The following is a 13007-nucleotide window of genomic DNA, read 5'->3' as shown; positions in this document are numbered from 1 at the left end:
TGTCGTACCCGGGGTCTAGCGTCCGCGGCATGAACCGGACCGACCGGCTGTACGCGATCGTCGAGGATCTCCGCGCGGTCGCGCCGCGCCGACGCACGGCCCGCTCCCTCGCGGACCGCTACGAGGTGAGCGTGCGCACGATCGAACGTGACATCAGCGCGCTCCAGCAGGCCGGTGTCCCGGTCTACGCCGACGCGGGCCGCAAGGGCGGGTACGCGCTGGACCGTGCGATGACGTTGCCGCCGTTGAACTTCACGGCCGCTGAAGCGGTCGCGGTGTCGGTCGCCTTGCAGCACGCGAGCGGCTCGCCGTTCGCCCGCGAGGCCCGTACCGCGCTGCAGAAGATGGTGGCCGCGATGGCCCCGCACGACGCCACGGCAGCGCGGGAGCTCGCCGAGCGCGTGCGGTTCATGGCGGTCAAGGACGCCGAACCGCCCGCGAGCATCCCCGCCATCATCGAGGAAGCCGTTGCCGGCAAACAGGTTCTGCGGCTGGACTACATCGACAAGTCCGGTGTGCCGACCGCCCGCGAGGTCGAGCCGGAGATGTTCCTGGCCGGGATGAACGGCTGGTACCTGGTCGGCTGGTGCCGGTTACGGTCGGCGCTGCGGGCGTTCCGGCTGGACCGGATCGTCACCGTGCAGGCCACCGGCTGTGTCGCGGCACGGAGGGACTACATCGCCGGGGACCTCCCGGGGTGTGTCACCCACGTCACCACACTCGGCTGAGAAACACCGACACAGGGGTGTCGCGAACGGGCCCGATCCTGGTGTACTGCCAAGGAAACGGAGACATCAGATGAGCCACGGAACCGTCGGCTGGATGCAGGTCGGCACGGACGACCCGGCGACCGCGAAGAAGTTCTACGGTGAGCTGTTCGACTGGAAGTTCGCCGGCGACCCGGACAGCGGCGACGCCTACGCGCTGGTGAGCACGACGGGCGCGCCCTTCGGCGGCCTCGCCAACACCGGCGGCAAGTTCCCCAACCACGCGATCTTCATGGTCATCGTGGACGACGTGCCGGCTTCGCTGGAACAGGCGGAACGGTTGGGCGGCAAGGTACTCGTGCCCGCCACGACCACGCCGAGCGGCCTGGTCTTCGCGCACGTGCAGGACCCGGCCGGCAACGAGTTCGGCGTGTACAAGCCGGCCTGACCTCAGCGGGGCTCGGCGGGCGGGTCGCCGACCGGCGCGATCTCCCGCTGAGCCCAGGCCACGTCGTGCCACGCGTTGTGCTTCCAGCCGATGTTCCGGTACGTGCCAACGGGTTCGAACCCGAGCGCCCGGTGCAGCGCGACGCTGGCGTCGTTGGGCAGCGTCATGCCCGCGCACACCGTCCGGAACCCGCGCGAAGCCAAGCGCGAGAACAACTCCGTGTACAGCGCGCGCCCGCCGCCGGTCCGGTGGTGGTTCAGCGACATGTACACGCTGACCTCGCACGACCACCGGTAGGCCGCGCGTGCCTTGAACGGACCGCCGTAGGCGTACCCGATCACCTCGCCCGCGTCCTCGGCGACGAGCCAGGCGTGCGTGTCCACCGCGGCCGCGATCCGGGACGCCATCTCCGCGTCCGAAGGCGGGTCGACCTCGAACGTGATCGAGGTGCCGGTGACATAGGGCGCGTAGATCGCCGCGCAGGCCGAAGCGTCGTCGACGGATGCATCCCGAACCTTCATGTCGATGATAGTAGCCATATCCGGCGCTATAGTGACAGGGTGGACGAGTTGACCGCATCACTCGCCGAGACGGTCCGGACCGCGCGGCAGGACCGTGACCTCTCGGCGAGCCAGCTGGCCGAACGCTCGGGTGTGTCCCGGGCGATGATCGGCAAGATCGAACGCGGCGAGGCCCAGCCGACCGCCGTGCTGCTCGGACGCCTGTCGGCGGCGCTCGGCATGAGCCTGTCCGAACTGGTCGCCAAGGCCGAGGGCAGAAGGTTCGTCAAGGCGGCCGACCAGCCACTGTGGACGGATCCGGAGACCGGATACCGGCGCCGTGCGATCTCACCGTCCAGCGGCGGCCCGCTCGAACTGGTCGAAGTGGAGTTCCCGCCGAAGACCGAGGTCGCCTACCCGGCGGACGCGTACGCGTTCAAACACCAACAGATCTGGTTGCTGGAAGGCCACCTCACCTTCCACGAGGGCGACCTGGTCCACGAGCTGGACCCCGGCGACTGCCTCCACCTCGGACCACCGGCGCCGACGAAGTTCGTCAACTCCAGCGACAAACCATGCCGCTACGTGGTCGCCATCGCCCGCCGCGCCTGACCCCGGCGTGTCCCCCTTTCCTCCCCCGCGTGTCCCCTTTTCCTCCGGGGTGTGTCCCCCGTTCCTCCGGGGTGAGTCACCCCAAGTAGCTCAGGATCGCCTGGGTGATGGCGTCCGCGTACTTCTGGCGGCCCGCAGCGCTCGACAGAACCGCCGCCTCGGCCGCGTTCCGCATGTTCCCGCACTCCACAAGCACCGCGGGTCGCGTGGACAGGTTCAGTCCGCCGAGGTCGTTGCGGGGCGACAAACCCTGCGAGCCGATGTACGTCGAAGTCGCGAAACCCGCTGCCTGCAAGCCATCCCGCAGTACCTTCGCCAGTTTCGCCGACGGCTCACCCTGCGCGGCGTTCAGCGGCGGCGACGAGTAGGCGACGTGGAACCCATGTGCCCCAGGCGAAGTGGACCCGTCGGCGTGAATGGACACCACCGCGGCCGCGTTCGCCTTGTTGCCCACATCCGCCCGCTCGTTCACGCACGGCCCGACGCCGGTGTCGTTCGACCGGGTCATCACGACCTTGACTCCCTTGGCCACCAACGCATCTCGCACGCGCACCGACACGTCCCAAGTGAACTCGTGCTCGGTGTACCCGGCGTTGGTCGCGGTCCCGGTGGTGTTGCACGGCTTGGTCTGGCCGCGGCCCGCGGGCACCTGCTTGTTGATCTCGGCCGGATGTGACGCGTTGCCACCGTTGTGCCCGGGGTCGATCACCACGACCTTCCCGGCGGCGGACGCAGGTGGTGGAGCGGCGACCGATGACGACGGTGGCGGTGGTGCGGAAGGCGGGGTCTGCCCCAACGTCTGCACCAGGCTCGGCTCGGCCACGTTCGCGGCGGACGAGGACGAAGTGGTCGTGGTGCTCGGCGACGTCGTGCTGGCCTGCGGGTTTCCGCACGCGGCGAGGGAAGCGAGCACGGCGACGGCCGCGAGTGCGCGGCGCGGCAAGGTCGTCACGCCAAAGAGACTAGTCTTGACACCAGCATCACCGACGTGAGATCGAGGAGCCGCGGTGCAACCCGGAGGAATGCCCCCCAACATCCAGGAGATCCTGGCGCAGGCCCAGGCCATGCAGGAGAAGCTCGCGTCGGCCCAGGAGGAGCTGGAGGACGCCGAGGTGACCGGCACGGCGGGCGGCGGCCTGGTGACCGCGACGGTGTCCGGCGCCGGTGAGCTGACCGCACTGGCCATCGACCCGAAGGTGATCGACCCGGACGACGCGGAGACGCTGGAGAGCCTGGTGATCGCCGCGGTGCGGGACGCCAACCGCAACGCCCAGAAGCTGGCCGAGGAGAAGATGGGCGGCCTGACCGGCGGTCTCGGTGGCGCACTCGGGCTGCCGGGTTTCTAGATGTACGAAGGGCCAGTTCAGGACCTGATCGACGAGCTCGGCAGGCTGCCCGGGGTCGGGCCGAAGAGCGCCCAGCGGATCGCCTTCCACCTGCTGGCGGCCGAACCGGCGGACATCGGCCGGCTGCAGGACGCGTTGCAGAAGGTCAAGGACGGCGTGGTGTTCTGCGACATCTGCGGCAACGTCTCCGAGCAGGCGACCTGCCGGATCTGCCGGGATGCCCGGCGCGACCCGCAGAAGGTGTGCGTGGTCGAGGAGCCCAAGGACGTGCTGGCGATCGAGCGGACCCGTGAGTTCAAGGGCCGCTACCACGTGCTCGGCGGTGCGCTGGACCCGTTGTCCGGCATCGGCCCGGACCAGCTGCGCATCCGCGAGCTGCTCGGCCGGATCGGCTCGCAGGACGTCACCGAGGTGATCCTCGCGACCGACCCGAACACCGAGGGCGAGGCCACCGCCACCTACCTGATCCGGTTGCTGCGCGACTTCCCCGGCCTGACCGTGACCCGGCTGGCGTCCGGCCTGCCGATGGGCGGCGACCTGGAGTTCGCCGACGAGCTGACGCTCACGAGGGCGCTATCGGGTCGCCGCGCCGTATAGCTGCGGACATCAAGCGCACGCCACCGAGGCTGGGTGGCGTGCGTTTGGTCGCTGTGGACGGTCCTTCGGGCGCCGGCAAGTCCACCTTCGCTCATGCGCTGGCAGCGCATTTCGATCTCGTAAAGATCATTTCAACGGATGAATTCGCCACCTGGGACGACCCGGTGGCGTGGTGGCCGCGCCTGGAAGAGGGCGTTTTGCGACCATTCGGTCACGCAGAGCAAGGTCGCTATCAGCGGATGGAGTGGCCGGGTGGACGGCCGCGGCTCGGCGAGTGGATCACCGTCGACGTTCCCGAGGTGTTGATCTTGGAAGGCGTTTCCGCCGGTCGCCGGGCCGTCCAGGATCGGCTCTCTGCACTCGTTTGGGTGGAATTTCCCGGCCTGGACGCCCGGCTGGAGCGGTCCGTCCGGCGCGACGGTGAGATCTCGCGCACACACCTGCGCAGGTGGCAGCGGTTCGAGGCGGGCTGGTTCGCGGTCGACGACCCGAAGGCACGCGCGACCCATTTTTCTCACCCTGAGTAACTATCCGCATGTGGTTGCGTGGCTTTTGGGAAACCATGTGGCCCGATTGTGACCTCCACCCGCTCAGGACTGACACTTGACCGACTAGATTCGGCGACCACAGTGTGAGACCCGGACAACATCCGGTCGGTGAAATCCAAGGGAGTGCGCGATGGCCTACCCGCGATCCGCGCGTCCGATGCAGCGAGCTGCTTCAGACGCGTCGCGGCGACCGCTGCAAGTCAACGTGAGTGCTGTTGACCCGTCGACCAGCACTCGGCGCGCATGACCGCCCCGCTCGAAGTCTCCGGTGGCTCAGCCGAAGCCCAGCCGGAGGCCGCGCTCACAGGTCTCGGCCGCAAGGCGATCCAGGGCCGTTCGCTCGGCCAGATCGCGTGGATGCGGCTCAAGCGCGACCGCGTCGCCATGATCAGCGGCATCCTGATCGCCGTCATGATCGTCGCCGCGCTGGCCGCGCTGCTGCTCGACCGCGTGTTCCACGTGATCGACCCGAACGCCTTCAACCAGGAGCTGGTCGACGCCGACCTGCAGATACCCAAGGGCGGCTTCGGCGGCATCAGCGGTGACCACCTGTTCGGCGTCGAGCCGATCAACGGCCGCGACATCCTGACCCGGATCTTCGCCGGGTCCTGGATCTCGCTGCTGATCGGGTTCGCCGCCACCGTGCTGTCGGTGCTGATCGGCACCATCCTCGGGGTCACGGCCGGCTACTTCCGCGGCTGGGTGGACACCGTGATCAGCCGCCTGATGGACGTGTTCCTGGCGTTCCCGTTGCTGCTGTTCGCCATCGCGCTGGTCGGTGTGGTGCCGGACAACGCGTTCGGCCTCGGCCGGGACGGTTCGCGCATCGCGGTGCTGATCTTCGTGATCGGGTTCTTCAGCTGGCCCTACATCGGCCGGATCATCCGGGCGCAGACCCTCTCGCTGCGCGAGCGCGAGTTCGTCGACGCCGCCCGGAGCCTCGGTGCCCGCTCCCCGCACGTGCTGTTCAAGGAGCTGCTGCCCAACCTGGTGGCACCGATCCTCGTCTACTCGACACTGCTGATCCCCACGAACATCCTGTTCGAGGCGGCACTGTCCTTCCTCGGCGTCGGAATCCAGGCGCCCACCGCCACGTGGGGGACGATGATGTCCGAAGCGTCCAGGTGGTACCAGGTCGACGCCTGGTACATGGTCTTCCCCGGTTTGGCCATCTTCATCACCGTGCTGGCCTTCAACCTGTTCGGCGACGGACTGCGCGACGCACTGGATCCGCGAGCGCGTTAGCCCATCGGATAAGCCGCCGACCCGGTGGCTGCTAGCAACCTAAAAGGGGTGCAACTGTAGATGAAGAAACAACGCATGGTCACGATGGTTGCCGCCGGTGCGGCGACCATCATGGCGCTCTCCGCGTGCGGAGGGGGGACCAACACCAGCAACAACAGCAACAACGGCGGCGGTGCCAACAACGTCGCAGCACCCAACGCAGCCATTGGCAAGATCTTCAACCCTTCCGACAAGAAGGGTGGCACGCTGCGGATGGCCAACTCGGGGGACTGGGACTCGCTCGACCCGGCCGACACGTACTACGCCTACTCGTGGAACTTCATCCGCCTGTACGGCCGTTCGCTGATGATGTTCGCCTCCGCCCCGGGCCCCGACGGCGCCAAGCTGGTGCCGGACCTCGCCGAGGCCAAGGGTGAGCACAGCGACGACCTGAAGACCTGGACGTACAAGATCAAGAAGAACGTCAAGTTCGAGGACGGCACGGTCGTCACCTCGAAGGACGTCAAGTACGCGGTCGAGCGTTCGCTGGACAAGGACTCGTTCCCCAACGGCCCGACCTACTTCAACGAGTTCCTCGACCTGCAGGGCTACACCTCGCCCTACAAGGACACCGACCCGGACAAGCTGGGCCTCAAGGCGATCGACACGCCGGACGACAACACCATCGTCTTCCACCTGGTCAAGCCGTTCTCCGGGTTCGACTACTTCGCCCAGATGCCGTCCACCATGCCGGTGCCGCGGGCGAAGGACACCGGTACCGAGTACAAGAAGAAGGTCATCTCGACCGGCCCGTACAAGTTCGAGTCCAACGAGCTGGGCAAGAACTTCACCCTGGTCCGCAACGAGAACTGGGACCCGTCCACCGACCCGAACCGCAAGGCGCTGCCGGACAAGATCACCGTCGCGCTGAACGTGAACGCCGACGACATCGACAACCGGCTGCAGTCCGGTGACCTCGACGTCGACGTGGTGGGCTCCGGTGTGCAGCCGGCCGCGCAGGCCAAGATCCTGGCCGACCCGCAGCTGAAGAACAACTCGGACAACCCGCTGGCGGCGCGCCTCTGGTACACCAACATCAACGGTGACGTGGCCCCGCTGAACAACATCGAGTGCCGCAAGGCCATCCAGTACGCCGCCGACAAGACCGGCTACCAGCGCGCCTACGGTGGCAACACCGGTGGCGAGATCGCGACGCACCTGCTGCCGCCGGTCATCCCGGGCTCGGAGAAGTACGACCCGTTCCCCAGCAAGGACAACGCTGGTGACGTGGACAAGGCCAAGGAAGCACTGGGCAAGTGCGGTCAGCCCAACGGTTTCGAGACCAACATCTCCTACCGCGCCGAGCGCCCGAAGGAGAAGGCCGTCGCGGAGTCGCTGCAGCAGTCGCTTGGCCGCGTGGGCATCAAGCTGAACATCAAGTCCTACCCGGTGGCCGACTACGCCAAGCTGTACGCGGGCAAGCCGGACTTCGCCAAGTCGAACAGCCTGGGCCTGATGGTCTTCGGCTGGGCGGCGGACTGGCCGGACGGCTTCGGCTTCCTGAAGGAGATCACCGACAGCCGGACCATCAAGCCGGCCGGTAACACCAACTTCTCCATCAAGGACCCGGGCGTGGACGCGAAGATCGACGCGGCCATGAGCGCCAAGGACGACGCCTCGCGCCAGAAGGCGTGGGTCGACGTGGACAAGGCGGCCATGGACACGGCGTACGCCCTGCCGGGTGTCGTCGCCAAGGGTCTGTACTACCGGCCCAAGACGCTGACCAACGTGTTCATCACTGACGGTTTCTCGGAGTACGACTACCTCGCGCTGGGCGTCGCTCAGTAAGTAGTCCAGCGACCAGCAAAAGGTAGGTGAAGGCAACTGGTGGCCGGGAGCGCTTCGGCGCTTCCGGCCACCAAGGCCGAGAACGGTGCTCGCTTACATCATCCGCAGGCTGATCGGAGCGGTGATCCTGCTCTTCGTGGTCAGCCTGGTCACGTTCGCGATCTTCTTCCTGGTCCCGCGGATCGCCGGTGCGAGCGTGGACGACCTGGCCTCCCGCTACGTCGGCAAGACCGCCGACGCGACCACCACCCATGCCATGGCGGAGAAGCTCGGGTTCACCGACCCGCTGTGGGAGCAGTACGGGCGGTTCGTGAAGGCCATCTTCGCGGGAGCCGACTACAGCACCGGCCCGACGACGGTGCACTGCCCGGCGCCCTGCTTCGGCTACTCGTTCATCACCCAGAACCCGGTGTGGCCCGACCTGGTCGACCGGATGGGCGTGACGATCTCGCTGGCCATCGGCGCCTCGATCCTGTGGCTGTTCTTCGGTGTCGCCACCGGTGTGGTGTCCGCCCTGCGCAGGGGCACGGTGTTCGACCGGGCCGCGATGGGTGTCGCACTGGCCGGTGTGTCGCTGCCGATCTTCTTCACCGGTCTGCTGTCGCTGACGATCTTCAGCTACGGCCTTGGCTGGACGGCTCCCGGTGGCAGTTACGTCAACTTCGGTGACAACCCGATCCGGTGGGCCGGCGCGCTGATCCTGCCGTGGATCACCCTGGCGTTCCTCAACGCCGCCGGGTACGCGCGACTGACCCGCGCCACCATGCTGGAGACGATGAACGAGGACTTCATCCGCACCGCGCGGGCGAAGGGCCTGTCCGAGGGCAACGTCGTGGTCAAGCACGGCCTGCGCGCGGTGCTGACCCCCATCCTCACCATCTTCGGCCTGGACCTCGGCATCCTGCTGGGCGGCGCGGTGCTCACCGAGAGCACCTACTCGCTGCCGGGCATCGGCAAGTACGCCGTGGACGCGATCGTGAACAACGACCTGCCGAAAGTCCTCGGGGTGACGCTGGTGGGCGCGTTCTTCATCATCGTCGCGAACCTGATCGTGGACCTGCTGTACGCCGTCGTCGACCCGAGGGTGCGTTACTCGTGAGCTCTGAAGACATCATGGCCGGCGACGTCGCCGTGCCCTCGCGCAAGCCGGACCAGGCCTTCCTGGACGTCCGGGACCTGCGGGTGCACTTCCCGACCGACGACGGACTGGTCAAGTCGGTCGACGGCCTGACCTTCGCGCTGGAGCGCGGCAAGACGCTCGGCATCGTCGGTGAGTCCGGCTCGGGCAAGTCGGTGACCAGCCTGTCGATCATGGGCCTGCACAAGCGCGGCACCGCGCAGATCTCCGGCCAGATCATGCTGGACGGCGAGGACCTGGTGGCCGCCACCCCGGAGCGGGTGCGGGAGCTGCGCGGCAAGCGGATGGCGATGATCTTCCAGGACCCGCTGACCGCGATGCACCCGTTCTACACGGTGGGCCAGCAGATCATCGAGGCCTACCGGGTGCACCACAAGGTGTCCAAGCAGGTGGCCCGCAAGCACGCGATCGAGATGCTCGACCGGGTCGGCATCCCGCAGCCGGACCGGCGCGTGGACGACTACCCGCACCAGTTCTCCGGCGGTATGCGCCAGCGCGCGATGATCGCGATGGCGCTGTCCTGCGACCCGGAGCTGCTGATCGCGGACGAGCCGACCACCGCGCTGGACGTGACCGTGCAGGCGCAGATCCTCGACCTGATCGTGGACCTGCAGAAGGACTTCAACTCCGCGGTCATCATCATCACCCACGACCTCGGCGTGGTCGCCGAGCTGGCCGACGACATCATGGTGATGTACGCGGGCCGGTCGGTGGAGTACGGCACGGCGCACGAGATCTTCTCGGCACCGCAGCACCCGTACACCTGGGGCCTGCTCGGTTCGATGCCGCGGCTGGACCGGGAGCGCACCGAGCGGCTGCTGCCGATCCCCGGCACGCCGCCGAGCCTGATCAACGTGCCCGACGGCTGCCCGTTCAACCCGCGGTGCGCGTTCAAGGATCTCAACGGCGACCTGTCCACGACCGAGCGGCCGGAGTTCCGCGAGATCAGCCCGAGGCACTTCATCGCCTGCCACCTGTCCACAGAGGAGCGTCAGCGGCTGTGGACGACCGAGATCAAGCCGAAGTTGTGAGCTGATGAGCGAACTGACCTCCACCACCGAGACCCAGGCGAAGACGGCGGAGACCCTGCTGTCGGCCCAGGGGCTGCAGAAGTACTTCCCGATCCGCAAGGGCCTGCTGCAGCGCACCAAGGGCAACGTGCAGGCCGTGGACGGGCTGGACTTCGAGGTGCAGAAGGGCGAGACGCTCTCGCTCGTCGGCGAGTCGGGCTGCGGCAAGACCACGACCGGGCGCCTGCTGACGCGCCTGCTCGAGCCCACCGCCGGCAAGATCACCTTCGAGGGCCGCGACATCACGCACATCTCCCAGGCGGCCATGCGACCGCTGCGCCGAGACGTGCAGATGATCTTCCAGGACCCCTACAGCTCCCTGAACCCGCGCCACACCGTCGGCGCGATCGTGGGTGCGCCGTACCACCTGCAGAAGGTGCAGACGGAGAACGGTGTGAAGAAAGCGGTCCAGGAGCTGCTGGAACTGGTGGGCCTGAATCCCGAGCACTACAACCGGTACCCCCACGAGTTCTCGGGCGGGCAGCGCCAGCGCATCGGCATCGCCCGAACCCTCGCGCTGAAGCCAAAACTGATCGTCGCCGACGAACCAGTGTCCGCTTTGGACGTGTCCATCCAGGCCCAGGTGGTCAACCTGTTGGAGGACCTCCAGAACGAACTGGACCTGACCTACGTGATGATCGCGCACGACCTCTCGGTGGTGCGGCACGTGTCCGACCGGGTGGCAGTGATGTACCTCGGCAAGATCGTGGAGCTGGGCGACCGGACCGGTGTCTATGAAACGCCGATGCACCCGTACACAATGGCGTTGCTGTCGGCCGTGCCTGTGCCGGACCCCGACCGCAAGACGAAGCGTGAGCGCATCCGCCTCAAGGGCGATGTGCCCTCACCGATCAACCCGCCGTCGGGCTGCCGCTTCCACACCAGGTGCTGGAAAGCGCAGGAAGTGTGCAAAGTGGAGGAACCCCAGCTCGTGGAACTGGCCCCCGGCCGCAAAGCCGCCTGCCACTTCCCCGAGAACACCCCCGACTCAGCCGAAACCATCAAGGTCATCTGACCCCACCCATCCACCCACGCCGCGACGGGGGTCCCCTGCCTGGGGACCCCCGTTTTCTACGCTGCCAGAGGAGAGTTAGGGGTTGGGGCGGCGCCTAGTTGATGGTTGGGGGCGGTTCGATTTTGTGCGGGGACCCCTGCGGCGCCCCGCAGTGGGTCCAAACCCCACCCAGCAAAGCAAAAGGTGGCGCCGGCGGAAACCGCCAGCGCCACCCAAAGCCACCTCAGTGTGTCAGCAGCAGGTTCTCAGTCAGAGCCCGTCGCTCAGCGGACTTACCAGCCCCACTCGCAGCCGCCTTGGCCGAAACGGCACTCGGCACGGGCTGAGGAACCGGATCACACTGCACGTCCGAACGGTTCCCGGGCTTGCGCTGCGGCAACTTCCCAGTCGCCAAGTAGTCCGCGATCGCGTTGTCCACACACGCCACACCGTTCAACGATCCAGCGTGCGTCGTCCCGCCGACACCCTCGATGAGCGCCGAGTTCGGGTAACGCTTACGAACCTCGATGCTGCCCGAGAACGGAGTCGCCGCGTCGAGCGTCTCGCTGATCAGCAGGGCGCTCTGCACCCGCTTGCCGTCGATCTGCACCGGCTTCGAGGCCTTGCCGCCCCAGTAGATGCACGGCGCGTTGAACCAGGCGTTGCCCCAGGTCTCGAACGGCGCGCGGAAGTAGGTCAGCCAGTTGTCGACGCGCCACTTGTTCCAGTTGGTCGGCCACTGGACGTCGGTGCACTGGGTGCCCAGGTAGATGGCGTAACCGTTGTCGGCGCCGGGGCCCTGCGGGTTTCCGCCGTCCCACAACGCCTTCAGGCCGGTGAAGTCGCCCTTGTTGATGTACTCGGAGTACGCGGTGGCCACGTCCTCCCAGCCGAACACGTAGTACCCGGCCTGCAGGAACACGTCCACGAGCTCGTCCGAGCCGATCTGGCCGCCGAGGGGGTGGGCCTTGAGCTTCAGGCGTTCCTGCTCGAACCGGCGGCCGATGGCGTCACCGGAGGTGCCCAGGTGGTAGACGCTGTCGTACTTGGCCAGCCAGTCGAAGTAGACCCGGATGTTGCGGTCGAACGCGATGTCCTGGTCGATGTTGTCCTGGTACCACACGCCGCGCGGGTCGACGTTGCCGTCGAGGACCATGCGCCGCATCCGGTTCGGGTACAGGGTGCTGTACACCTGGCCGAGGTAGGTGCCGTACGAGAACCCGTAGTAGTTGATCTCGTTGCGGCCCAGTGCCTTGCGGATGGACTCCATGTCCTGGACGTTGTCGGTCGTCTTCAGGTGCTGCAGCAGCGGGGCGTTGTTCTTCGTGCACGCGTCCGCGTAACCCTTGGAGCGCTTGAGCCAGGTCTGTTCCAGGCTCAGGGTGACGGGCACGTAGTCGGGCCGCGCGTAGCCGGTGTAGTTGCCGTCGCAGGTCAGCGCGGGCTGGCTGGAGCCGACGCCGCGCGGGTCGAAGCCGATCCAGTCGTAGGCCTCGCCCGCGCCGTTGGGCACGAACTCACCGAGCACCGACAGGGTGAGGCCGGATCCGCCGGGACCGCCCGGGTTGACCAGCATGATGCCCTGGTACTTGTCGTCGGACACCTTGTGCTTGATCCGGGACACCGCCATCTTGATCTTGGTCCCGCCCGGGTGCGCATAGTCCAGCGGCACCTCGAGAAGCCCGCACTCGGCGCCCCGGCGCTGCAGGCCCGGGCTGGCGCACTGACCCCACGGGATGGCCGCCGGGCTGTAGCCCGACTCGCCCGCGGCGGCCGGGCCGGCGGCCACGACCAGACCGCTGATGGCGACCCCGGCGGCGGCGACCGCTGCCACGAATTTCTTCACGTTCCCTCGCTCCTCGCGTAACGGCGGGTGTCGAGCCCGCCTCGAGATCTCGCGATCCTCACTCGGGAACTAAGCGAAGAAAACATACGAAGGTAGGGATTACGGGGAGTTCCCGATGAGAAAACCGGG

The 13007-nt window shown here is 67.3% G+C and carries 14 protein-coding genes; 11 read left to right on the top strand and 3 right to left on the bottom strand.

What is annotated here, in order from left to right:
- Positions 1–29 precede the first annotated feature (29 nt).
- Both AB0J95_RS03085 and AB0J95_RS03080 read left to right on the top strand, forming a co-directional pair.
- Positions 30–728 (top strand): WYL domain-containing protein, encoded by a 699-nt coding sequence (locus tag AB0J95_RS03085; protein ID WP_364751508.1) that lies wholly within the window; start codon positions 30–32, stop codon positions 726–728.
- A gap of 70 nt (positions 729–798) precedes the next feature.
- Entirely contained in the window at positions 799–1155 is a 357-nt protein-coding gene (locus tag AB0J95_RS03080; RefSeq protein ID WP_364751505.1) for a VOC family protein, read from the top strand.
- A 2-nt stretch (positions 1156–1157) separates the two neighbouring features.
- On the opposite strand, the gene AB0J95_RS03075 is transcribed toward AB0J95_RS03080, so the two are convergent.
- On the bottom strand, positions 1158–1676 hold the full coding sequence (locus tag AB0J95_RS03075) for an N-acetyltransferase family protein (RefSeq protein WP_364751502.1): 519 nt from the start codon (positions 1674–1676) through the stop codon (positions 1158–1160).
- A gap of 39 nt (positions 1677–1715) precedes the next feature.
- On the opposite strand from AB0J95_RS03075, the gene AB0J95_RS03070 reads away from it, so the two are divergent.
- Positions 1716–2267, top strand: coding sequence for an XRE family transcriptional regulator (locus AB0J95_RS03070; protein ID WP_364751500.1), 552 nt, complete (start codon positions 1716–1718; stop codon positions 2265–2267).
- 76 nt (positions 2268–2343) lie between these two features.
- Here the strand turns inward: AB0J95_RS03070 and AB0J95_RS03065 are convergent, their stop codons facing one another.
- Positions 2344–3219: an N-acetylmuramoyl-L-alanine amidase gene (locus tag AB0J95_RS03065; RefSeq protein WP_364751498.1), complete on the bottom strand. Its 876-nt coding sequence runs from the start codon at positions 3217–3219 to the stop codon at positions 2344–2346.
- 70 nt (positions 3220–3289) lie between these two features.
- Here AB0J95_RS03065 and AB0J95_RS03060 point away from each other — a divergent pair, with 70 nt between their 5' ends.
- From AB0J95_RS03060 to AB0J95_RS03025, 8 genes are all read left to right on the top strand, one after another.
- On the top strand, positions 3290–3613 hold the full coding sequence (locus AB0J95_RS03060; RefSeq protein ID WP_364753436.1) for a YbaB/EbfC family nucleoid-associated protein: 324 nt from the start codon (positions 3290–3292) through the stop codon (positions 3611–3613).
- Entirely contained in the window at positions 3614–4210 is a 597-nt protein-coding gene (gene recR, locus AB0J95_RS03055; RefSeq protein WP_364751496.1) for a recombination mediator RecR, read from the top strand.
- Positions 4211–4248: 38 nt separating this feature from the next.
- On the top strand, positions 4249–4737 hold the full coding sequence (locus AB0J95_RS03050; protein WP_364751493.1) for a hypothetical protein: 489 nt from the start codon (positions 4249–4251) through the stop codon (positions 4735–4737).
- A gap of 264 nt (positions 4738–5001) precedes the next feature.
- Entirely contained in the window at positions 5002–6003 is a 1002-nt protein-coding gene (locus AB0J95_RS03045) for an ABC transporter permease (protein WP_364751491.1), read from the top strand.
- A gap of 60 nt (positions 6004–6063) precedes the next feature.
- Positions 6064–7830 (top strand): ABC transporter substrate-binding protein, encoded by a 1767-nt coding sequence (locus tag AB0J95_RS03040; protein ID WP_364751488.1) that lies wholly within the window; start codon positions 6064–6066, stop codon positions 7828–7830.
- A gap of 85 nt (positions 7831–7915) precedes the next feature.
- Positions 7916–8929 carry an ABC transporter permease gene (locus tag AB0J95_RS03035; RefSeq protein ID WP_364751486.1) on the top strand — a complete coding sequence of 338 codons (1014 nt, stop codon included), beginning with the start codon at positions 7916–7918 and terminating at the stop codon, positions 8927–8929.
- Positions 8926–9999: an ABC transporter ATP-binding protein gene (locus AB0J95_RS03030; RefSeq protein WP_364751483.1), complete on the top strand. Its 1074-nt coding sequence runs from the start codon at positions 8926–8928 to the stop codon at positions 9997–9999. Before AB0J95_RS03035 ends, AB0J95_RS03030 begins: the two co-directional genes overlap by 4 nt.
- A 4-nt stretch (positions 10000–10003) precedes the next feature.
- Positions 10004–11053 carry a dipeptide ABC transporter ATP-binding protein gene (locus tag AB0J95_RS03025; RefSeq protein WP_364751480.1) on the top strand — a complete coding sequence of 350 codons (1050 nt, stop codon included), beginning with the start codon at positions 10004–10006 and terminating at the stop codon, positions 11051–11053.
- A gap of 223 nt (positions 11054–11276) precedes the next feature.
- Here the strand turns inward: AB0J95_RS03025 and AB0J95_RS03020 are convergent, their stop codons facing one another.
- On the bottom strand, positions 11277–12878 hold the full coding sequence (locus AB0J95_RS03020) for an alpha/beta fold hydrolase (RefSeq protein WP_364751477.1): 1602 nt from the start codon (positions 12876–12878) through the stop codon (positions 11277–11279).
- Positions 12879–13007 lie beyond the last annotated feature (129 nt).

Origin of the sequence: Actinocrispum sp. NPDC049592, assembly GCF_040675465.1 — a bacterium.
GTDB lineage: Bacteria > Actinomycetota > Actinomycetes > Mycobacteriales > Pseudonocardiaceae > Kibdelosporangium.
The sequence above is the reverse complement of the archived record's forward strand: the minus strand, read 5'-3'. Positions and strand labels throughout refer to the sequence as shown.

Bases quoted from the DNA above. Each gene is read 5' to 3' on its own strand.
- AB0J95_RS03075 (WP_364751502.1), bottom strand. From the start codon at position 1,676: ATGAAGGTTCGGGATGCATCCGTCGACGACGCTTCGGCCTGCGCGGCG.
- AB0J95_RS03045 (WP_364751491.1), top strand. From the start codon at position 5,002: ATGACCGCCCCGCTCGAAGTCTCCGGTGGCTCAGCCGAAGCCCAGCCG.
- AB0J95_RS03040 (WP_364751488.1), top strand. From the start codon at position 6,064: ATGAAGAAACAACGCATGGTCACGATGGTTGCCGCCGGTGCGGCGACC.
- AB0J95_RS03085 (WP_364751508.1), top strand. From the start codon at position 30: ATGAACCGGACCGACCGGCTGTACGCGATCGTCGAGGATCTCCGCGCG.
- AB0J95_RS03060 (WP_364753436.1), top strand. From the start codon at position 3,290: ATGCCCCCCAACATCCAGGAGATCCTGGCGCAGGCCCAGGCCATGCAG.
- AB0J95_RS03025 (WP_364751480.1), top strand. From the start codon at position 10,004: ATGAGCGAACTGACCTCCACCACCGAGACCCAGGCGAAGACGGCGGAG.
- AB0J95_RS03080 (WP_364751505.1), top strand. From the start codon at position 799: ATGAGCCACGGAACCGTCGGCTGGATGCAGGTCGGCACGGACGACCCG.
- recR (WP_364751496.1), top strand. From the start codon at position 3,614: ATGTACGAAGGGCCAGTTCAGGACCTGATCGACGAGCTCGGCAGGCTG.